General features: G+C 69.9%; 18 protein-coding genes and 3 pseudogenes. 7 read left to right on the top strand and 14 right to left on the bottom strand.

What is annotated here, in order from left to right:
- The first annotated feature begins 20 nt into the window (after nucleotides 1-20).
- Complete coding sequence (locus ACT2CW_RS23080) at nucleotides 21-518, top strand: Hsp20/alpha crystallin family protein (RefSeq protein ID WP_445518092.1); 498 nt, start codon at nucleotides 21-23, stop codon at nucleotides 516-518.
- A gap of 87 nt (nucleotides 519-605) precedes the next feature.
- Here the strand turns inward: ACT2CW_RS23080 and ACT2CW_RS23075 are convergent, their stop codons facing one another.
- Nucleotides 606-1,055 (bottom strand): DUF1931 family protein, encoded by a 450-nt coding sequence (locus ACT2CW_RS23075; RefSeq protein WP_445518091.1) that lies wholly within the window; start codon nucleotides 1,053-1,055, stop codon nucleotides 606-608.
- A 248-nt stretch (nucleotides 1,056-1,303) separates the two neighbouring features.
- Between ACT2CW_RS23075 and ACT2CW_RS23070 the strand changes: the two genes are divergently transcribed.
- Nucleotides 1,304-3,118 (top strand): APC family permease, encoded by a 1,815-nt coding sequence (locus ACT2CW_RS23070; RefSeq protein ID WP_445518090.1) that lies wholly within the window; start codon nucleotides 1,304-1,306, stop codon nucleotides 3,116-3,118.
- Nucleotides 3,119-3,445: 327 nt separating this feature from the next.
- Nucleotides 3,446-4,288, top strand: a complete 843-nt coding sequence (locus ACT2CW_RS23065) for a MerR family transcriptional regulator (RefSeq protein ID WP_445518089.1) — start codon at nucleotides 3,446-3,448, stop codon at nucleotides 4,286-4,288.
- Between the two features lie 275 nt (nucleotides 4,289-4,563).
- Here ACT2CW_RS23065 and ACT2CW_RS23060 read toward each other — a convergent pair whose 3' ends face one another.
- The 4 genes from ACT2CW_RS23060 to ACT2CW_RS23045 all read right to left on the bottom strand — a co-directional run bounded on the left by ACT2CW_RS23060 (nucleotide 4,564) and on the right by ACT2CW_RS23045 (nucleotide 11,183).
- Nucleotides 4,564-5,931 carry a protein kinase domain-containing protein gene (locus tag ACT2CW_RS23060; RefSeq protein ID WP_445518088.1) on the bottom strand — a complete coding sequence of 456 codons (1,368 nt, stop codon included), beginning with the start codon at nucleotides 5,929-5,931 and terminating at the stop codon, nucleotides 4,564-4,566.
- Between the two features lie 104 nt (nucleotides 5,932-6,035).
- Nucleotides 6,036-9,461 carry a protein kinase domain-containing protein gene (locus tag ACT2CW_RS23055; protein WP_445518087.1) on the bottom strand — a complete coding sequence of 1,142 codons (3,426 nt, stop codon included), beginning with the start codon at nucleotides 9,459-9,461 and terminating at the stop codon, nucleotides 6,036-6,038.
- Between the two features lie 188 nt (nucleotides 9,462-9,649).
- On the bottom strand, nucleotides 9,650-10,411 hold the full coding sequence (locus ACT2CW_RS23050) for a hypothetical protein (RefSeq protein WP_445518086.1): 762 nt from the start codon (nucleotides 10,409-10,411) through the stop codon (nucleotides 9,650-9,652).
- 10 nt (nucleotides 10,412-10,421) lie between these two features.
- Nucleotides 10,422-11,183, bottom strand: coding sequence for an RHS repeat domain-containing protein (locus ACT2CW_RS23045; protein WP_445518085.1), 762 nt, complete (start codon nucleotides 11,181-11,183; stop codon nucleotides 10,422-10,424).
- A gap of 19 nt (nucleotides 11,184-11,202) precedes the next feature.
- Between ACT2CW_RS23045 and ACT2CW_RS23040 the strand changes: the two genes are divergently transcribed.
- Nucleotides 11,203-11,505, top strand: a complete 303-nt coding sequence (locus tag ACT2CW_RS23040) for a hypothetical protein (RefSeq protein WP_445518084.1) — start codon at nucleotides 11,203-11,205, stop codon at nucleotides 11,503-11,505.
- A gap of 533 nt (nucleotides 11,506-12,038) precedes the next feature.
- Here the strand turns inward: ACT2CW_RS23040 and ACT2CW_RS23035 are convergent.
- The gene (locus ACT2CW_RS23035; RefSeq protein ID WP_445518083.1) at nucleotides 12,039-12,623 is read right to left on the bottom strand and encodes a TetR/AcrR family transcriptional regulator; all 585 of its coding nucleotides are present in this window, start codon (nucleotides 12,621-12,623) and stop codon (nucleotides 12,039-12,041) included.
- Between the two features lie 222 nt (nucleotides 12,624-12,845).
- Between ACT2CW_RS23035 and ACT2CW_RS23030 the strand changes: the two genes are divergently transcribed.
- Entirely contained in the window at nucleotides 12,846-13,784 is a 939-nt protein-coding gene (locus ACT2CW_RS23030; RefSeq protein WP_445518082.1) for an alpha/beta fold hydrolase, read from the top strand.
- 186 nt (nucleotides 13,785-13,970) lie between these two features.
- Here the strand turns inward: ACT2CW_RS23030 and ACT2CW_RS23025 are convergent.
- Together ACT2CW_RS23025 and ACT2CW_RS23020 are read right to left on the bottom strand one after the other, a co-directional pair.
- Nucleotides 13,971-14,198 (bottom strand): annotated as a pseudogene (locus ACT2CW_RS23025) (metallophosphoesterase); the annotation flags it as partial.
- 184 nt (nucleotides 14,199-14,382) lie between these two features.
- Nucleotides 14,383-14,631: pseudogene (locus ACT2CW_RS23020) on the bottom strand (MMPL family transporter); the annotation flags it as partial.
- 14 nt (nucleotides 14,632-14,645) lie between these two features.
- On the opposite strand from ACT2CW_RS23020, the pseudogene ACT2CW_RS23015 reads away from it, so the two are divergent.
- Nucleotides 14,646-14,918 (top strand): annotated as a pseudogene (locus ACT2CW_RS23015) (lanthionine synthetase LanC family protein); the annotation flags it as partial.
- A gap of 180 nt (nucleotides 14,919-15,098) precedes the next feature.
- On the opposite strand, the gene ACT2CW_RS23010 reads toward ACT2CW_RS23015, so the two are convergent.
- On the bottom strand, nucleotides 15,099-16,622 hold the full coding sequence (locus tag ACT2CW_RS23010) for an MFS transporter (protein ID WP_445518081.1): 1,524 nt from the start codon (nucleotides 16,620-16,622) through the stop codon (nucleotides 15,099-15,101).
- 96 nt (nucleotides 16,623-16,718) lie between these two features.
- Here ACT2CW_RS23010 and ACT2CW_RS23005 point away from each other — a divergent pair, with 96 nt between their 5' ends.
- Nucleotides 16,719-17,447, top strand: a complete 729-nt coding sequence (locus tag ACT2CW_RS23005; protein ID WP_445518080.1) for a TetR/AcrR family transcriptional regulator C-terminal domain-containing protein — start codon at nucleotides 16,719-16,721, stop codon at nucleotides 17,445-17,447.
- 417 nt (nucleotides 17,448-17,864) lie between these two features.
- On the opposite strand, the gene ACT2CW_RS23000 is transcribed toward ACT2CW_RS23005, so the two are convergent.
- The 5 genes from ACT2CW_RS23000 to ACT2CW_RS22980 form a co-directional block, all read right to left on the bottom strand.
- Nucleotides 17,865-18,131 (bottom strand): hypothetical protein, encoded by a 267-nt coding sequence (locus ACT2CW_RS23000; RefSeq protein ID WP_182473831.1) that lies wholly within the window; start codon nucleotides 18,129-18,131, stop codon nucleotides 17,865-17,867.
- Between the two features lie 37 nt (nucleotides 18,132-18,168).
- Nucleotides 18,169-18,294, bottom strand: a complete 126-nt coding sequence (locus tag ACT2CW_RS22995; RefSeq protein WP_445518079.1) for a hypothetical protein — start codon at nucleotides 18,292-18,294, stop codon at nucleotides 18,169-18,171.
- 178 nt (nucleotides 18,295-18,472) lie between these two features.
- A complete protein-coding gene (locus ACT2CW_RS22990) occupies nucleotides 18,473-18,769 on the bottom strand; it encodes a hypothetical protein (protein WP_445518078.1) in 297 nt (98 codons plus the stop codon).
- Nucleotides 18,770-19,218: 449 nt separating this feature from the next.
- Nucleotides 19,219-20,214 (bottom strand): alcohol dehydrogenase catalytic domain-containing protein, encoded by a 996-nt coding sequence (locus tag ACT2CW_RS22985; RefSeq protein WP_445518077.1) that lies wholly within the window; start codon nucleotides 20,212-20,214, stop codon nucleotides 19,219-19,221.
- A gap of 38 nt (nucleotides 20,215-20,252) precedes the next feature.
- Nucleotides 20,253-20,852: an NADPH-dependent F420 reductase gene (locus tag ACT2CW_RS22980; protein ID WP_445518076.1), complete on the bottom strand. Its 600-nt coding sequence runs from the start codon at nucleotides 20,850-20,852 to the stop codon at nucleotides 20,253-20,255.
- Between the last annotated feature and the right edge of the window lies 1 nt (nucleotide 20,853).

The following is a 20,853-nucleotide window of genomic DNA, read 5'->3' as shown; positions in this document are numbered from 1 at the left end:
GACACCGGAGGTGACGGACGATGAACATGCCGGTTCGCCGACAGCAGCGAGGCCCGGGAACGGTGGAGCGTCCCAGGGGCTGGGCGCGCAATCCGCTTCTGGAATTCGACGACCTCATCAACCAGATGGGTGGTCTGCTCGAATCCACGGTCGGAAGCGCGGCTCCCGCCATGGCGGCGTGGACGCCGTCCGCCGATGTGACCGAAGCCGACGACGCCTATCACATAGAACTCGAGCTCCCCGGCGTGGACCGCAAGGACGTCGACATCGAGATCAATGGTCAGGAGCTGGCCGTCACGGGGGAGATCAAGGAACGGGAGCGCAAAGGCATCATGCGGCAGAGCAGTCGCCGTACCGGTCGCTTCGAGTACCGGTTGCTGCTTCCGAGCGAAGTGAACACCGAAGACGTCGCGGCGAGCATGTCCAGCGGCGTGCTCACGATCAGCGTCCCCAAGGCGGCGACCGCCAAGCCCCGTCACATCGAGATAACCGAGAGCAGCGAACGCCAGGGCGGCTGAGACCGCCGGGATCCGGCTCTCTCCCGCGGCGGCCCCGCTCCGCCGGGTGCCGCCGCGGGCTCGCGCCCGGCATTCACAACACCGGTCTCACAGCAGGAGATTGAAGAGCGGCCAGACCGTCTCCCAGTGCTTGGTCTGCGGATTCTTCAGGTCCGGGTAGATGATCTTGAACGCCTTGGCGAGCGCCAGGCTGAGCCCGCCGACGATTTCCGGCAACCTCGCCTCCGTCGCGTCGTCGGGCGCGCGGTCCAGCGGCGGGTGCCTGACGAGCTGATCGAGGATGGGCTTCAACTCGATCTCGTAGTCGAGGTCCCGGAAGCGGTGGATGCTCTCCTGTAGCCCCTTGGTGATCGGCAGATCCCACGGCACGATCATGTCCCGGTTGTTGGCCTTCGCGACCGCCTCGGCGATGAGCAGCAGATCGTAGACTTTGGCGTCCACGAAGTCGCTGTAGCGCTTGAGGTCGTTCTTGTCGACATCAAGTCCCGCCGCCACCCGGAAGAACCGCTCGAACCTGGGCACGGACATCACCGTCATGGTCACCAACCTCCAGTCGTCCGGCGCCGGGCGTAACCCGGCGCGCCGGCGCCAGGTCATGCTATGGGCGCGGCCCGCACCGCCGCGGCGACACTCGGGGAGCGCCGTGAGGAGCACTCGGTCAGGTCAGGGAGCCATGGAAGCGGCGGACACGTGGTGGCTGTTCGGGCATGCCTCAGGTGGCCGGGCGCCACGGCGGGGCACACTGTCGCGGGACGGTCCCCGACAACCCCGCCCCGAGGTTCCCCATGGCGTTCGGACTGGCACACCGCGCATTGCGGCCACGGGTACCTTTGCGCCACGGGGAGGGCGACAAGCACCATCTCACCAGCCTCGAGGGGCTGGCCGCGCTGTCCCTGGACGCGCTGAGCTCGGTCGCGTACGGCCCCGAGGCCATCGTGGTCGTCCTGGTCGCCGCCGGCACCGGGGCCCTTACAGCCACGCTGCCCATCACGGTCGTCATCACCGTCCTGCTCACCGTGCTGGTGATCTCCTACCGCCAGGTGATCGCCGTCCATCCGGACGGCGGCGGCGCCTACGCGGTGGCGAAGAAGAGCCTCGGGCACCGGGTGAGCCTGCTCGCCGCGGCGAGCCTGATCATCGACTACGTCCTCACCGTCGCCGTCAGCCTGGCCGCCGGCGCCGCCAGCCTCGCCTCCGCCTTCCCGATCCTCTCCTCGCATCTGCTCGCCGTCTGCCTGGTGCTGCTCGCCCTGCTCACGGCCGTGAACCTCTGGGGAGTGGCCGAGAGCGCCCGGGTGCTGATGCTGCCGACCGTGCTGTTCATCGTCAGCATGCTCGGCATCGTCGTCATGGGGATCCTGCGCGCACACCCCGCGGCCGTCGTCGGCGCCGCCCATCCCGTCGGGGCCACCGAGGCGCTGGGCGTCCTGCTGATCCTCAAAGCGTTCTCCTCGGGCTGCTCCGCCCTGACCGGGGTGGAGGCCATCGCCAACGGCGTGCCGATGTTCCGCGAGCCGCGCATCAAGCGGGCCCAGCACACCGAGCTGATGCTCGGCATGCTCCTCGGAGTGATGCTGCTCGGGATGGCGTATCTGATCCGCCGCGACCATGTCGCGCCGCGCGGCGGTGTGACGGTCCTCGCCCAGCTCGCCGCCGGGTCGTACGGAGCCGGATGGGAGTACTACGCGACCAACCTCATCGTCACCCTTGTTCTCGCGCTCGCCGCGAACACCAGCTTCGGCGGCCTCCCGGTCCTGATGAGCCTGCTGGCGCGGGATAACCGGCTGCCCCACCTGTTCGGGCTGCGCGCGGAGCGCCCGGTGTACCGGTACGGCGTGGTGGCGCTGGCGCTGCTGTCGGCCCTGCTGCTCGTCGCGGTGGGGGGCGAGACCCATCGGCTGATCCCGCTGTTCGCCATCGGGGTGTTCACCGGCTTCACCATCAGCCAGGTCGGGCTGGTACGGCACTGGGCGACCGAGCAGCCGGAAGGGTGGCTGCGCCGGACGATGATCAACGGTCTGGGGGCCGTGCTGACCACCGGGGCCGGTCTGGTCCTGCTGACCACCAAGTTCCTCGAAGGGGCCTGGGCGGTCGTCGTCGCGGTGCCGCTGCTGATGCTGCTGTTCACCCACGTCCAGCGCTATTACACGGCGGCCGGCGAGGAACTCGGGCTCGGGCGGATCCCGCCGCCACCGGCGCGCACCGTGAGCCTGGTCATCGTCCCGCTCGGCGAGGTCAGCAGGCTTGCGCAGCGCGCGCTGACGGCGGCGCTCGCCCTGGGCGACGAGGTCGTGGCGGTCAGCGTCCAGGCCGAGCCCGCGAAGGCGCGGGCCCTCCAGGACACCTGGGAGCGCTGGAATCCCGGGGTGCGCCTGGAGATCATCGACAGCCCGCACCGGTCCCTGGTGCAGCCGATGGTCGCGTATGTGCGGCGCGAGGCCGGGGGCGGCCGCGAGATCGCCGTTCTCATCCCCGAGGTCGAGCCCCGGCACCGGCGCCACAAGATCCTCCAGAACCAGCGCGGCCTGCTGCTGGCCACGGTCCTCAGGGCGCGTACCGATGTCGTCGTCTGCATGATGCCGTACGGCCTGGGCGTGTGAGCGGGGCCCGCTCGGCGGGGCTCGTGGTACCTCGCGGGCGACGCGAGTCTCGTCGCGCTCGCCGCCCTGGGGCAGGACGCCCGTGCGGGTGGTGACCCGGTAGCCGCCCTGCCAGGAGCCGTCGACCGCGAAGGTGGCCCGGGCGAGCGGGGGATTGCTTCGGAAGGCGTCGATGCTGCCCCGCAGCGCGTTGACGTCGATTTCGTCGATGACGGACATCGGGAAAGGCGACGGCGGGCGCGATGTCGTCGGGTGGTGTGTTGTTGCATCTGCCGTAGCGGCATGTGGTGTTGTCGAGGCACCACAGCACGAAAGGCTCCGTCTGCGATGTACCCGTTCGTCACACCGCCCCGCCAGGTCAAGATTGGCGCTGCTGCCGCCTTCGCCGGGACCACCCCACGCGCTATCCGCCACTACCACCAGATCGGTCTGCTGCCGGAACCCGAGCGCGGTGGAGACGGCCGCCGCCGCTACGGCTACGACGACATGATCCGCCTGTTGTGGATCCGCAGAATGGCGGAGGTCGGCATCAGTCTGGACGACATGCGGGCTGCCTTCGACGAATCCGGGGACATCGAGGAGACCCTGGGCCGGCTGGAGGAATCCCTGGCTGCCCAGGAGGCCGACATCAAACGTCGGCGCGCGGCCGTCGCGCGCCTGCGGGCTGTGGGCAGCCCGCAGGGCCTGCTCTCCGAGCTGGTGACGGATCGGCTCGGCCACCTGCCCCCTGGCGCGTTGCGCGCCTCCGACATGGAGGCCCTGCTGGTCACGGAACGGATCTTCGGTCCGCTCGGCTCCGCACTACAGGCCGGCGTGTACATCGTGCTGGCCACCCATCCCGACCTACGGGCCGAGGAGGACCGTCTCGACGAGGCCGAGGCCGCCCTCGACGACGGCGTGGACCCCGATGACCCGCGCGTCGAGGAAATCGCCGTACAGCGATACACCCACCACATGGCCCTCATGCAGGCCATCACGGCAGCCGGGCTGGACACGGCCGACGACGAGCTCTTCGAGACCTACGACGCCGACCTGGCAGAGGAGGAGGACACGCGGATGGGCGCCTTGGAGGCGATCACCAAGATGCCCTACGACTTCTCTCCCGCCCGGATGCGCTGCATGGAGCGCGTGGCACAACTCGTCGGCGAGGACGCCTGCGCGGACAGTTGATCGCCTGTGCCCGGTACCGACCTGACCGGCATCCCATCGCGGGATGGCGGCGACGCAGGCGGCTGCCGCCGCGGCGAGTGCCGCGCGGACACGTCGGGTTCGGTCACCGTGGATCACCTCCGTCTCGCGCAGCCGGTGCGCAGTGCGGCCACGGCCGTGTGCGGGCGGCCTTGGAAGCGCGAAGCGATGAAGCGGCGGACAGGTGGCGCGGGCTGTCCTTCGTCGCCCTCACGGTCGCCGGCCGGTTTCTCCCGCGTAACCGCCGCAGTCGGGGCTCACCGCCACGCCCGCTCCAGCGCCCCGCGCAGCTCCGCCGCGCTCGCGTAGCCTATCTCGGGGCGCTCCCGCAGCGCCGTGTCGATGACCTCCGCGAGGCGTCGCGGGATGGCCGGGTCGCGGCGGCGGATCGGGATCGCCGGCTCCTGGAGGACGACCTGCCAGGGGTCCTTGGCGCGCGGGAACTCGCGCGGGGTCCTTCCGGTCAGCGTGTGGTAGAGGCAGGCGGCAAACGCCCAGACGTCCATGGCGGGGGTGGCGTTGCGGAAGTCGATGACCTGTCGGCGCGGCATGAACATCGGTTTGCCCGCCGTGGTGCCGGTGCGTGTCAGCCCGCTCAGGCCCGCCTGGTCAAAGGCCTTTCCGATGCCGAAGTCCGCTATCTTCGCCGTCGTCGAGCCGTCGGTCTCCCTGTGCAGCAGGATGTTGGAGGGGCTCAGGTCGCGGTGGACGACGCCCTGCCCGTGCGCGTGTTCCAGGCCCTTGAGCGCCTGCACCGCGATGGGCACCGCTTCCTCGGCCGGGAGTCGCCCGCCGCGTTCGGCGACGAGCCGGTCCAGGCTGCCGCCGGTGCAGAACTCGGTTGTCAGATAGAAGGTGCCGTATCCGAAGCCCGCGTCGTGCAGCGCGACGACGTGCGGATGCTTCATCGCCCGGGTGAGCGCCACCTCGCGCAGGAAGCGGGCGCGTGCCGTCTCGCTCGCCGCCACCTTCGGCAGCATCACCTTCAGCGCCACCTCGACGCCGGTGGCCTCGTGCCGGGCCAGGTACACCGCGCCCATGCCACCACGGCCGAGCTCCCGGATCACCGAGTAGCCGCGGATGGCCTTGAGGTCGGCGCGGCCGCCGTGCGCCAGCTCGAGCAGCAGCTTGAGCACGGCGTCGGGCCGGGCCTGACAGGCGGCGCACAACAACTCGCCCGGGCGGCCGTCCGCCTCGTCGCCCAGCTCGCGCTCGCACTTGGCGCAGCGCGCGAGCCTCACCGTGGCGACCTGCGGCCGCGTGATGTCGACGCGGAACACAGTGTCACCGAGGCGGATCCGGTCGCCGTCCTTGAGGTCGTGCTCGGGGTAGGAATCCGCGACGGCCTCCTCGGGGGTGAGGCCGCGGCGCCGCTGGCCGATCTTCTCGCCGTTGACGTATGTGCCGTTGAGGCTGCCGAAGTCACGGATGCGGATGTCCGGCGGGTTGATGTCGAGCAGGCAGTGGTGGCGGGAGACGGTCTTGTGGTGGGGGTCGTCGGGCAGTTGTGGCGAACAGTCGGTGGAGCGGCCGAGGACGCAGGTGGTGCGCTCCTCGAAGACGTACGCGCCGGGCTTCATCCGGCCCTCGACGAGGGTGAGCGTGATGGTGGCCGAGGGCGTCACGGAGGATCGTCTCCTTGTCTGTGTGTGTGGGTGGGCTTCGGGGGACGAGACGGTGAACGTGAGCGTGCCGTCTGCCGCGTCGGACCGTACGCATCCCGCTCCGCTCAGTCGGCCGCCAGCTCCCAGTCGAGGTCCCAGAGCCGGATGCCGTCGTCTCCCGCCGAGACCAAGTTGCGCAGGTCGGGGGTGAGTTCGAGGTGCCGGATGCGTTGTTGGTGCCCTTCGAGCACGTGCAGGCATCGGCCGGTGGCGACCTCCCACATCCGTACGGATCTGTCGTGGCCGGCCGAGAAGGCGAACCGGGCGTCGGGTGTGAACCGCACGGCGGAGACCCAGCCCTCGTGCCCCGCGAACTCGCGTACGGACCGCCCGGAACCGGCGTCCCACAGCCGGATCGGTTCGTCCTCGGCGCCCGAGGACATGACCTGGTGTGTGGACATGGCCAGGCGGCCGTCGGCGCTCAGGCACGCCGACAGGATCGGTTCCCGGGGGCCGGTCCAGGTCCGCAGGCAGGCTCCGGTGTCGAGATCCCGCAGCCGGACCACGCCATTGCTGTCGCCGACCGCCGCGAGCCGTCCGTCCGCGGACGTGGAGATCACGTTGACCGGGCCGTTCCGGCTGATCGTCGCGACGCAGCGGTCGTCGTCCAGGTCCCATCGGCGCAGGACACCGTCGCCGCTGCCGAACCAGGCGTACCTCCCGTCGCCGGTGAACCTGATGGTCCGCCCCATGTCCCAGTCCGGAGTCAGCCGACGGCACTCGCCGTCCGCCAGTCGCCGCCGAATGATCGCGAGTGGCTTGGTGCCCTCGCACAGGACGTGCCGGCCGTCGTCGCTCAACGCCACCCCGCCCACTCTGCCCTGGTGATCGTCGAAGACGTGGGTGCACGCGCCGCTGTCCAGATCCCAGATCCGTACGGTGCCGTCGCTCTGCCCGCTGACGGCGAGCCGGACATCCGCGGCGACACCGATCGCCGTGATGGCGCCGAAGGAGAGGTGGCCGGCGTCCAGTGGCCGCGACCAGGCGGAGCGCAGCCGTACGTGGCGCGCCGAGCGGCCCAGTTCGTGCCAGGCGGCCAGGACCTGGGGCGCGCGCTCGTATCCCGGTATCTCCCGTGCGCGGGTCAGCAGGACGAGCGCCGACCGGTGTCGACCGTTCGCCATCGCCTGGTGTGCGTCGACGAGCAGTTCCTCGGCCAGCCCGCCGAGCCGGCTGACCTCGGCGTACGCGCGCGGCTGGATCACATGCGCCTCGGCGGCGTATGCGGTGGCGGGCAACCGCCAGCGGTGCACGGGCAGTTCGGGATGTCCGCCGACAGAGCAGCCGAACCGGTCGTCGCCGTCCTCGAATCCGACGTGGTGCATTCCGTACGCGTGGGCGGTGAAGGTCCGCAGACACCGGCCGCTGCTCAGCTCCCAGAGCTGAACGGTGTGGTCGCCGGTCGTGCCGGACAGCAGCAGCCGCCCGCCGTCGCCGAAGGCGAGGTGACCGGCCGCGGCGGTCAGCCCCGTCAACGTACGCACCCTACGGACCTGCCGGCCGTCCCCCACATCCCACCACCGGATCACCCGGTCCTGGCCGGCCACCGCGACCCGCCGCCCGTCGGGGCTGAAGCACAGCGCATGCGTCGCCGAGCCGGCGGCCAGCACCTGGCACCGGCCATCGGCCACGCTCCACAGCCGCGCCCCGTCCTCCTCGGCGGTGAGCACATGGCGCCCGTCGGCGCTCACCTCGTACTGCGAGCCGTCCAGGGCGCCGTCCTTGAGCGCTGCCCCGAGCGACCACAGGCGGGTCCCGGTCCGCGGTTCCCAGACCTGGACGCGCCCGTCCACGCCCTGCCACACACCGATGCGCCCGTCGGCACTCAACCTGACCGGGCACCCCGTGGCGCGTGCGGCGGAGCGGATGACGCGGGTGCACCTGCCCGCCCCGAGATCCCAGAACTGCACCGTGCCGTCGCGGCTCGTGGACAGCGCGTACGAGCCGTCAGGGGTGAGGTCGACGCCGAGCACCTGTGTGCGGTGGCCCTCGACCGCCGACCGCTGTGCGCAGGTCGCCGTGTCCCACAGACGGAGCACGCCGTCCCAGTGGCCGCTCAGCGCCAGGCGTCCGTCGGGAGTGAACCGGATCGGCAGGTAGCCCATCACCTCGTGCCGGGCGAGCAGCTCCACCGGCGCGAACGGCACCGCGAACGGCTCGCGGAACTCCCGGGTGCCGGTGTGGCGGGCGTCGGCCACCGCTCCGGAGGCCGCTACCCGCAGCGCCGCCCGTACGTCGGTGTCGTCGGGCCGTTCGCGCGCGAGGGCGTCGAGCAGCTCGTGTGCCGCCGCGAGGTCGCCGCGCTCGAGGTGGACCCGGGCCAGAAACAGCCGCACCTGCCAGGAGGACGCGCCGGACCCACGCGGGACCGCCTCCAACCGGGCGACGAGTTCCCCATCGGTGATCGCCCCCGTACGCCACCGGTACAGGCCACCGTTGTATACGGCCCCGATGTGGTGCGGGTCGACCGCGAGCGCCTGGTCGAAGGCGCTCTCGGCGTCGGCGGCCCGGCCCAGGTCGAGGAGCGACAGGCCACGGTTGTTGAGCTCGTCGGCGCGCAGATCGGCGGCCTGCGACGTGGGACGCGGATACGCCGAGCCGGTCGCCTGCTCGTAGATCCCGGTCAGTACGTCCGCGATGTCCGCCATCGAGGCCGGCCGGTGGGCCGGGTGCTGCCGCAGACAGCGCCGGAGCAGGTGGGCGACCTCCGGCGGCGCCGCGACCGGATTCGAGGGGTCGGCCAGGTACTCCTCCAGCGCGAGACCCGCGACCGAACCAGCCGCCCAACGCACACCGCCGGTGAACATCTCCAGGACCGAGACCGCGAAACTGTAGACATCGCTGCGCCGCCCGACGGGCTCGCCCGCGAGCTGCTCCGGGGACGCGTAGCCGACCGTCATGCCGCCGGACGGCACCAACACGCTGGCACCCGGCCCCACTTGGAGGTCAGCCGGGGCCGTGGCGGCCTTGGACCGCGCGAGACCGAAGTCGGTGATCTTCGCGGCGCCCGTGCCGTCGAGCAGAATGTTGGCCGGCTTCACGTCCTGGTGCACCAGGTCTCCGCGATGGGCGTGCTCTAGCCCACGGGCCGCTTGGACTGCCGTGTCGAGAACACGGGCGAGGGCCTGCCGCGCATCCCCGGCGTAGAGGCGCCCGTCACTGATCCACTCGGCCAGGCTGCCGCCGTCGACGTACTCGGCGAACACGCGGGGGACACCGTCGATCACCCGCACGTAATGGCAGGCGCAGACGTTCGGATGAAGCCCGAGGGACACCCACGCCTCGGCCTCCCTGACGAACAGCTCCTGATCGCCGGGGCTCCGGAACAGCTCGGGCCGCGAACTCTTCACCGCCATGTCGATGCCCCAGGCGAGATGCCGTACCCGGTGCACGACACCCATCCCGCCCCGGCCAAGCTCCCCGATCACCCGATACCGGCCGTCGACGGTCTCGCCGGTCGCCCAAGGGGCTGGCGACGTAGGTGCGTTCACTGCGATTCCTCATCGTGATTGCGGCAGAAGTCGCGGTCCTGGAAGGCCCGGACGCAGACGGCCCCGTTGTCAGATTTCGACGAGGGTCAGTATGTGACGTCATGGATCCTGGTGTCGATGCTGCGATCTGTAGCGACGCATTTCTGAATGGCACAGGGCACGTGGAGGAGCCCGGGAATAACGGAGTCTTACGAGGACTCGTAGTCCTCGATCAGACGACTGATGACCCGGTGCATGATGGTCGCGCGGTTCCGGTCGTCTCGTTGGTCGCGCAGGGCGCGCTCGATTGCCCGGAGCCTGCGCCAGGTGTCCGTGTCCTGATCCATCACCTCGTCGATGAGCGGCGCGGTGACCAGGTTGAGACACTCGGCCAGCCGGAGCCGGGTGCTGTGTGAGGGCAGCGTGGCCTCGGGGGCCGCGAAACCATCTGTCAGATACCGCGCGGGATCGGTGAGGCTCCAGCCGGCTACCACGCCTCCCTTGACGAGGAGGCTCACGTCGGGCGCGATGCCGATCAGGGCGTCCGGCCCTCCGTCGAGAACACTGAGGTCCCGGTAGCACCGCAACTCGGACGCTTCGGGGTCGCAGCAGAAGATCGTTGCCTGGGGGAGGGCGAAGTTCTGTGCGGTGTCCGTACGCAGCCCGCTGGGGAGTCTCTGTGGCATGTGGGGCGCATGGTGGCAGAGGGGGGCGGGAGCGGATTCCCGGGGCACGTAGAACGTTGCGTGGGACAGCTCCCGGCTGCCCTGGTCGAACCGGAACTCGTCATTCTCCGACCACAGCCACTGCATGCTGCCGAAGGTATGGGCCAGATTCTGCTCGCGCTCGTTCGGGCCCGTATACCCTGCGACAATTACCTGAAGATCGATGAAGTCGAATCGTGGAGTAAATGTCAGCGGGTTCCGCGTGGTTTCAGCGTTCACGGTGTCGCCGACCGAGAACCTCACCATGAATATTGCCTCATCGGATCTGCTTGGCGGGCGCCATATGGCCACCCCTGGTGTCTGGGATTTTACCGTTCACGATGTCGTCATGGGTCACTGGGTGTCCGGGGTCGGTGGGTGATCCGCCCAGCGCCTCGGCTCCGGATTCGCCCTTGACTCCGGACGGGCCGTAGCCGGTGATGACATCGCCTGCGCCAGCACCTGCCCCCTTCGTGACCACGATGTCATAGCCTTGCCGGAAAATGAGATTTCCGCGGTTGCCTGCGGAGAGGTATACCGCGTCCGGGTTCTTCAGGATCTCCAAGACTCGTTCGTCGTTGTCGAAGTGTGGATGGTAGTTGGTGGACTTTCTCAGCTTGCCCTCTTGGGCGCGTTCGATGATCTTGTCCACCGCAGCCTTGGCTTTCGCTACCGGGCACTTGGGCGCGAGGCCGAGCGGGTCGCTCCACGTGTACGGGTTGTGCACGTAGGCGCCGGAGTTGAAGGCCGGTCTGAGACCGAGGGGGTCCTGCGTGATGTAGCGGGCGGTTTCCGGGTCGTAGTAGCGGAAGTGGTTGTAACTTAGGCCGGTTTCCGGGTCTGCGTATTGGCCGGGGAAACGGAGTGGGCACTCCATGCCGCTTTGTGGTGCGGGCAGGGGTGTGCCCCAGACGGTGGTGCGGAGTTGCCAGGCAAGGGCGCCATCGGGCGTGACCAGTTCGGTGGGCGTGCCGACCAGGTCCGTGATGATCGCGTGGAAGCGGTGTCGTACTCGGACTGGGGGGTGGTGTCGGAGCATGGGAGCGACGGGGAGCCCTGTGCCGCTCATCGGCCGCGAGGACGTGGCGGGCGTGGGTCTCGTTCCTGATGAGGACGTGGTCGAGGGCTTCGCGTCGGATGCTGCCGAGAGTGCGTTCGCAGTGCGCGTTCAAACAGGGAGCCTGTGGCGCACTGTTGAGAATCTCCATCTCCTCGGCCCGAAGGACGGCATCGAACGCCTCGCCGTACTTGCCATCGCGGTCGCGCAGCAGGAAGCGCAGGGGACTCGACGCGTATGTCTAGGTCGGCGGTGGGATTCCGCGCCTGCTGCACCGCCCAGTCCCGCGTCGGGCAGGCGGTGACCCCGGTGATGCCGCGTTAAGGATCTCCCAGACCGTCGAAGTGGCGATCCGATGTCCGCGTCGGGCCAAATCCCCTTGGATCCCCCGGTGTTCCCCACTCGGATTCTCCCTGGCCGGCCGCAGGACGAGCTTCTTGACCGCTGCGGGGGTGGGTGGGCGTCCGGTGCCACGGCGCGCAGTGTTGTAGTCCCACTTCGCGGCGATGAAATCTGCGGTGCCAGGCGAGCACGGTGCCGGGGGTCACAGGGAAGACCTTGAGCCAGTGGCGTCGGGGTATCAGCCCGGACAGGACGGCGAACCAGAACCGGTCGGCGGGCTCATGGCGGACCGGTCCGGTCAACTGGCGGCGCGCCTTCTCACCGTGATCAGGCGGCGAATACAACAGGCCCCGAACCTCGCGTTCCACCTGGCCTGGTCCGATTGGCGACGAAGCCACCAGGTCCGAGCCCGTGGGCACCACTACCGTGCACGCCTCGGGCTCATGAGATGACTGTGCGTACCAGGCTGCGCGTCCGACGGCCGGATCGGATTCGTTACGCGCGCAGCGCCTGCGACAGCGCGTCAACGGTTACGCCCACGATGGCCAGGAGTTGCGCCGGGCTCGCTCCGGCCCTGCTCATGACGGCGAGCGACTGGTTCACGGCCGCCGCGTGTACAGCGAAGGCCTCGGCGTTCTGGTCGGTCAGTCGGCCGGCCTTCAGTGCGGCGCGCAGGCGCAGGCGCTGGAAGCCGAGGGCCTGCCTGGCGTGCGCCGCGACGCTTGGGCTCAGCACTGGAATGGCCATGGCTGACTGGGCGATCAGGCATCCATCAGGTAGTTCGGGATCGGCGATGCGCTCGAGGGTGACGTCGAAGAACGCACGAACGGCGGCAACGGGTTCCGAGGCCGCACACGACAGGGCGGCGTCGTACTTCTCGCCGTAGCGCGCGGCGTAGAGATCCAGGCAGCGCAGGAAGAGCGTGTCCTTGTCGCCGAGGGAGGAGTAGATGGAACTGCGGTTCAGGCCGGTTGCCCGAGACAAATCGTCCAGTGAGGTGTCGGCGTAGCCGTCGCGCCAGAACTGGATCATCGCGGCGTCGAGCGCCGTGTCCATGTCGAACTGCTTCTTGCCTGCCACGCGGTACTTCCTTGCCGATGCGTCGATGGTTCGGACGGTGTTGCACACCATTCTATCTTGAACTGATCGGTTCAAGATGTGTTAGCTTTCAAGCGTGGCCATGGCCGGGCATACCGCGCGACACGCACTTCGCGACCGCGCGGGAAACACACCACGTGGTCCCGGCCACCGCCGTCAGCTACACCGTCCCGACCGCACACCTGACACCGATGGAGGATCCCCGTGACCGGCCCGGCAACCAGCACTCCGCATGTCTCCGAAAGCAACCCCATCCGCGACCTGCCCCTGCGGCATCTGGCCGGATTCACTCACCGCTGGGTCGACGCGGACGGCGTCCGCCTTCATGCCGTCGAAGGCGGACGGCCGAGCGGCCCGGCCGTCGTCCTGCTCGCCGGATTCCCGCAAACCTGGTGGGCCTGGCGAAAGGTGATGCCCGGCCTCGCCCACCGGTTCCACGTCATCGCGATCGACCTGCCGGGTCAGGGCCACTCCGAGCGTCCGGAGCGCGGCTACGACACGCACACGGTCGCCGCGCACGTCCACGCCGCGGTCAAGGCGCTCGGAGTCTCGACATACTGGCTGGTCGCCCACGACATCGGCGCGTGGGTCGCCTTTTCCCTCGCCTTGAAGTACCAGAGCCGGCTGCGCGGCCTGGCACTGCTCGACGCCGGCATCCCGGGCATCACACTCCCTGACGCCATCCCGACCGACCCCGAGCAGGCGTGGAAGACCTGGCACTTCGCCTTCCACCTCGTGCCCGACCTGCCCGAGACACTGCTCGCCGGCCGCGAACGGGAGTACGTCGGCTGGTTCCTGAAGGCCAAGGCCCTCTCCTCCGACACCTTCGACGACGCCGAAATTGAGCAATACGCCGCGTCCGTGGCCGCCGACGGCGGTCTCCGTGCATCCCTGGCCTACTACCGGGACGCCGCCGAGTCGGCGCAGAAGAACCACGAAGCGCTGGAGCGACAGCGCCTGACGGTCCCGATTCTCGGGATCTCCAGCAGCCACGGCTCCATCCCCGACATGGCAGCTTCCATCAGGCCGTGGGCCGACCACGCCACCAGGATCGTCGTGCCGGACGCAGGACACTTCATCCCCGATGAACAGCCCGATGCCGTCGCTGCCGCGCTGACCGACTTCATCACCGAAGACGATTGAGACTGGGCGGAAGCACGTGTGAGGACCGGCACCCGCACCCCCTAGCCGACTCAGCTGTCCAGCATCGCAGTACTGCGACTTCGCCCGGTCCGCGCTGCGGGTGACAAGCGTCGCCGAACTCGTCGCGCAAGGCCGCTCCAACCGCAGGGCCCCGGTGTTTGCCCGGCTCGCCCCAGCTTGTTGGTTGACGTCGGTGGTGGGCCCCGGTGACCCGACCCGGGTCGGCGGGCCCCACGCGCCCGCGCCCCGCGACACATACAGATGCGTGTCTCCGTACCGTTCCAGCCCCGCGACCGTCGGGTTGGCCAGCTCGGCTACGTAGTTCATGGGCCACAGTTGACCGCCGTGGGTGTGTCCCGACAGTTGCAGGTCCACCCCGTGCCGCACGGCCTCGTCCACGAACACCGGCCGGTAAACCTGCCTTCAGGGGCCTTGAACTTCCAGCCGAGCTCGCCAGCCCCTTCCAGCCGGATACGGCGCCATCGGCCCCCGGCGCTTTCGACCGCGGTGGCGGTTGCGGGCACCAGCAGCCGCTCCAGCACCCACTCGCCGTGTGCCAAGGCGACTCTCGGGTTCCCGCGATGTCAGCGGGTTGAGATCATCGGGCGATCGGTTCGGGCCGCCGGCTCTCCTCGGCCGTTTCCCCGGGGCCTTCGACTGACAGATACGGAAGGCGCTTGTCCAGCCAGCGGGGAAGCCACCAGTTGGCCTTGCCGAAGAGGTACATCACGGCCGGGACCAGGATCGTCCGCAGGACGAACGCGTCGATGGCCACGGCGGCGGCAAGGCCGATGCCGAACTCGGCGATGATCCGCTCGCCTCCGAAGCTGAAGGCGATGAACACGGCGCCCCGGCCACGAAGTGGACACCGAAGCCGACCGGCTCACCGGCCGGGGCAGCGACAGCATGTGCCACGGCAACCTTGGCAACCTCGAACTGGTCCTGCTCGCCGAGCGAATGGGCCGGATCCGCCCCGGCCGTCTGATGCGCACGCTCGGGGAGAAGCTCGACGCCGCAGCGGAGGGGGGCTGGGTGTGCGGCTCGCCGACCAGGAGCGAAACCCCCGGCCTGATGACCGGCCTGGCAGGCGTGGGACATCAGTTGCCGCGGTTCGCCTGCCCGGACCAGGTGCCCTCCGTCCTGCTGAGCGGCCTCATTGAAGTCCGGTGCGGTTCGGGTGCGCCGCGAAGGGGCGCGGGGCTGTGTCGATATGCGGCTCCGCCGCGTGGGCGACCAGCCACGACGGCGCCGCGGACGATCGACGACAGTCAGGGGGGCGTCCGGGTGCCGCGCGCCCGGACGCCGTACCCCTGCTCAGCCCGGCTGTCCCGCTTCCTCCGACTCCGGCTCGGGTGCCGCGGCCGGGGTGGCCCGGCCCGGCAGGGCGAAGAACGCCACGGCCGCACCGGCCAGAGCGGCCGCCACCCCGATGGTCATGGTGAGGGACTGGGCGTCGGTGAAGGCCGAACGGGCCGACTCGGCCAGGCCACTTCCGCCTGCGTGGTCCTTCGCGTACGACAGTGTCGCCCCCAGCGAGGACACGGCGTGGTCGGGCAGGCCGTCCGGGAGGGCGCCTCGGTAGGCGGTGGTGAGCAGGCTGCCCAGACCGGCCACTCCCAGCGCGATGCCGAGCTGCTGGTGGGTGTCGTTGAGCGCGGAGCCCATCCCGGCCCGCTCCGGCGGCACCGCGCCGAGCACGGTGCTGGTGGCCGAGGGGCCCGCGATGCCGGACCCCACACCCGCGAGCGCAAGACCGGTGGACACCGCCACGTAGCCGCTGCCCTCCGACAGCGAGGCCAGCACGGCGAAACCGGCCGCCGTGACGGCGAAGCCCGCCACGATGCAGGCCCGGGGCCCGAACCTTGCCGGTGCCCGGCCGCCCACCGTCGAGCCCGCGACCACTCCCGCCGCCAGCGGTACGGCCGCGAGACCGGTCTCGAACGCGCTGTAGCCCAGGACCAGTTGCAGATACTGGCTCAGGATGAAGAGCGTGCTGCCCGTCGCGACCGTCATCACCGCCACCGCGAAGCTCGCCCCGGAGAACCTCCGGTCCCGGTACAGCCGCAGATCGACCATCGGTGCCGGAGAGCGGGTCTGCCGTACGCCGAAGGCAATCAGCGCCACCACCGCCGCCACCGCCCCGGCCAGCACCGCGGGGGAGGAGTACCCGTACGTCGGGGCCTCGATCAGGGCCCACACCAGGCCGGTCATCCCCGCCGTGACCAGGACGGTGCCGGGCAGGTCCAGCCCCCGGCCGTCACCGGCCCGCGTCTCGGGCACCAGCCGTACGATGCCCACCAGGGCCACCGTCACCACGGGGACGTTGATCAGGAACACCCCGGCCCAGCTCCACACGTCGACCAGCGCCCCACCCAGCAGCGGCCCGGCGGCCATACCCACGGACGCCACCGCGCTCCACACCGCGAAGGCCCGCGGGCGCTCCTGCTCGGGGAACACCGCGACGAGCACCGCGAGCGTCGCGGGCATCACCAGCGCCGCGCCGACGCCCATCAGGGCCCGCATCGCGATCAGCCACTCCACCGAGGGGGCCGCCGCGGCGAGAGCCGACGCCACGCCGAACACCAGGAGCCCCATGGCGACGGTGCGCCGCCTGCCGTACCGGTCGGAGATCACCCCCGCGGTGACGAGAAGCCCGGCGAAGACCACGACATAGGCGTCGACCACCCCCTGGAGCTGGCCTGTTGAGGCATCGAAGGCCTCGCCGACGGCGGGCACCGCGACGTGCAGAACCGTGTTGTCGATGACGATCACGAGGAGTGCGGCACACAGCGCCACCAGGATCGCCCACCGGCGCGGATGACCTTCTTCGTCGCCCATGGTCCTCCCTCGTTGCTGTTCTCGAACAGTGTTGGAGTGCACCCACCACTGTAGGAGTCACAGAGGGAAATCGGCAACGAGGTAGGCTGCGACCTCGTGAGCGCGAAGCCGAACGGGAACAAAGGAAAGAAGCCGCTGGAGAACGCACCGGGAGCGGTGTGGTTCCGTGCGGAGAAGACCTCCCGCACACGGCCTCAGCTGTCACACGAGCGGATCATCGCCACGGCTGTTGAGCTGCTGGACCTCGACGGTGTGCAGAAGCTCAGCATGCGCCGGCTCGCGGAGCGGCTCGGTGCCCACGCGACCAGCCTCTACTGGCACGTGGCCACCAAGGACGACGTCCTCGATCTGGCCCTCGACGCGGTCTTCGCCGAACTCGACCTCCCTGACGCGCACAGCGCCTCCTGGCAGGACGACATCGAGGCGTTCATGACCGGACTGCGGTCCGTACTGCTGCGCCATCCCTGGGCCGCGGCCCTGGCGGGCTCCCGCCCCCTCATGGGCCCCCACGCCCTGCGCTCCTCGGAGTTCGCCTACACCGCGCTCAACACCGGCGGCTTCGACGGGGTACACCTGTCGTCTGCCGCGGCCACCATCACCCACTATGTGATCGGCTCGGCCTCTTCCGAAGCGGTGTGGCGCAAGCGCTCGGACGAGGCGGCCACCCGCTCGGCCGTGGACGCCCACCTCCGCGCCCACATCGACGAATACCCCACCCTCGCAGGTCACTTCCCGCTCCTCGACGGGGACGACTGGGACGCCCACTTCCACCGCGGCATGCGGCTCCTGCTGGCGGGCCTCACCTCACCCGAGGCCTGCGGCTAAGCGCTCCGCGGGAAGTGCCGCGATACGTCGTCGGCCGACTGCGGCGCCGTCGTGGCTGGTCGCCCACGCGGCGGAGTCGCATATCGACACAGCCGCGGCGGAGCCTATCGACACGGCCCCGCGCCCCTTCGGGGCGCTGCCCGAACCGTAGTGGACTTCCTCCGACCTGCTTAGCCTCGGGCTTTCGCGAGGCGGGGCGTCCGAACCATGACGCCTGGCCGAGCGCAACCTCCGTCAGGACGCCGACGCGCTGTCGAGTCAGGCTCGTTCTGACCCGCCAACGTCGCCGGGACCGCCAGGTGGCGACCAGCCGTGTCGCCTCCGCCGCCCACCAGACAGGGGCCTCCCGGCGGGCGGGCCGCAGGCTCAGGTGCGGGGAGTCGATGGCGATCCGGCCGTCGCGGTGCTGAAGGGGGCTCATCCGGCGGGTTTGATACGGAGGACGGCGGCGGTGTCGTGGATCTTGACGACCTTCAGGCTCATGGTGTTGTTGATGGTCGCGGCGGGTCCCTCGCCGCAGCTGAGTCCGACGCCGCCTCCGCCCTCCGATGACACGCCGCCGCCACCGGAACAGCCCGAAACGCTGAAGCCCGAGCCTGTCAGCTGCGCGACCATCTCGACCTCGTCGCCAGTGACCGCCGTCACCTTGATCCGCCCGAGGCCGTACGTCGGCGGCACTGTCACGACGTCTCCCGCGGCGACCTCGATCTCGCACGTCCCGTCAGCGCACGGCCCGGTTGGCGAGGGCGATGGCGTGGCCGACTTCGTAGGAGTCGGTGGCGACCCGGAGCCGGAACCGCTGGGCCGGTCCTCGGCGGGGGACCCGTCCGAGGTGTCCGAGGAACACGACGTGAGAGCGGCGAACACGACAGCGACAACAACGGCGAGGGCGGCGGTGGATGACGTTCTACGCATCATGGCCCCATGGAACCCCGCCCCGACCGGGACCCCTCCCGCCCGGGCAGGCCCGGCACGGCAGACTGGTCTTTCTGGTCAATGGGGGCGCCGCCGAAATGGCACTTGCCCTACTCCGCCGGGAAGAGCCGGAGCTTCGCGGTGTCCCGCACGATGGTGAGAACGGCGATCGACAGCTCGTTGACGGTGGAGGGTCCGCCCTGGTCGGGGCGTTGCCCGAGCAGGTTGGAGGTGAATCCGCTCGCGTCGACCGAGGTCAGGTCCACGCCCTCGGCACCGACGGCGCTCACCGTGAACGGTCCCGCCCGAAGGCCGTCGGCGCGCGGGATCTCGGTGCCCTTCGTCACGACGATCGTGCAGCTTCCGTCTGCACACGCCCGCAGTTCGGCCGGGGTTGACGGCTTCATCGGCTTCATCCGCTTCACCGCGGTCGGCGACGGTGATGAGGCGGGCTTCGTGGGCGTTGGCGAGGCGAGGGACGGTTCGGCCGAATGCGAGGATGTGGCTGGCGCGGGCGCCCCCTTGTCGCCACTCGAGTCGGAGCCGCAGCCGGTCAGCGCGGCGGCTGCGAGGGCCAGGACGCAGACGGTCCCCGCCGGGCCGCGCGCCGCAGACAGCCTGGTCCTACGGCGGTGAGCTGGTGATTCCGATGTGGTCATGGGGCCGTTCTATACGCGGGTGCCCGGGAGGGGTCCCGCGCGCCCGTGCAACCGGGCCGGCTGGACCGGCTGTTCCCGGCGCGGGCGCTTGGCCTTCCAGGCGGGCTGCCCGCGTCGAGGGCGGGGGAGGTGGGGTTGGTGTCCCAGGCCGGGGCCGTGCTGCCTGCCGGTACCGATACCGGAGACGACGGACGGGCTCAGATGTTGATCACGGTCTTCCCGATCGTCCGCCTGCTCTCGGCCAGTTCGTGGGCTGCTCTCATCGTGTCCACGCTCAGGCCGTCGAGCACCGTCGTCGCGATGGGACGCAGTCGGCCCGCGACCACATCCGCTGCCAGTTCGGCGAGGATTCTGCCCTGGCCGGCGACGTCGCCACCGGCCATGATTCTGCTGAAGACGGTTTCGGTGTGCAGCGAGACGGATTTACCGACGAGCGGTCCAAGATCGAGGGGGCCGTTCAGATCGATGGCGGCAAGGTGACCGAACGGCCGCAGGATCTCGGCGATCCAGCCGAGATTGCCGATGGTCCCCGAAGTGGACAGCACCAGGTCGATCCGGTCGACACCGGCGTCACGCAGTTGACCGGGCACGTTTCCGGTGTGGTCGACGACCAGATCCGCTCCCATCCTCGTGCACCACTCGCGTGATTCGGGACGCGAGGCCGTGCTCGCCACCAGGGCCGAGGTTCTGCTCTTCAGCAGCTGTGTCGCCAGCGTCCCCACGCCCCCGGCGCCGCCGACGATCAGCACCCGGTCGATTCCCGCCGCCAAGCTGTCATGATCGCGGAACAGTGCTTCCCAGGCCGTGAGGCCGCCGATGGGCAAGGACGCGGCGTCGGAGAAGGACAGCGGGTCCGGAATCCTCGCCACCACACGATGGTCGACCGCGAGCCGCTCCGCCCAGGCGCCGTCTCGTGTCATGTCTCCGGTGCCCATGACGCGGTCGCCGACTGCGAAGCCCGTGGCTTCCGGGCCCACGGCTTCCACCACCCCGGCGAACTCCCACCCCAAGATGATTCGTCCGCCCGGTTCAGCGCTGCGCAGTTGCCGGATCAGCGCTTCGCCCGGATTGATTCCCACGGCGCGGATCCCGACGAGCAGATCCGTGTCGCGCAGCCGTGGTTCCGCGGCGTCGATGAGCTCGATGGCGAACGCGTCGAGCGAGTGGGCCTTTTCGTAGGCGAGGGCTTTCACGCGATGCCCCTGTCGCGCTGGGTCATGATCTTCTCCGTTCAGTCCTGTTTGAGAGCGTGCAGGGCCGAGAGCAGGCCGCCGACCTGCATCAGCCGGCCGCCTTCCCGCAACGGCCCGGCGTCCACCGGAGCGAAGCCGATCTCGTCGGCAACCGCACGGAAACGTGTTTTCGCGTCCGCGTCGTCCCCGGCGTAGAAGAGCAGCTGGCGGCCTTCCGCGTGCCGCGGGTCGGGCACGATGTACTGGGCGTACAGCGTGTTGAACGCCTTGACCACGCGTGCGCCCGGAGCGTGGCGGGCGACGAATTCACTGCCCGTCTCCGAACCGAGGTCGACATGGTCTCGCGGTGTCGGTCCGGCGATCTGATTGCTGGTGTCGACCAGGATCCGGCCGTCCCAAGAGGGCACGTCGGCCAGCGCGGCAGGGATGTCCGGCCACCTGACTGCGAGGAACACCATCTCGGCCGCGGCTGCCTCGGCGACTGTTCCGGCGGTGGCCGGCGGCCCCAGCCGCGCCACCGTGTCACTCAGTGCGTCCGGGCCGCGCCTGTTGCTCAGGACGACGCGATGACCCGCCGTGACGAGATGCCCGGCGATGCCCTGCCCGATCGTGCCCGCTCCGATGATTCCGAAGTCCATC

This window comes from Streptomyces sp. NEAU-174 (assembly GCF_052665095.1).
This window is presented reverse-complemented; position numbering and strand designations above follow the sequence as displayed.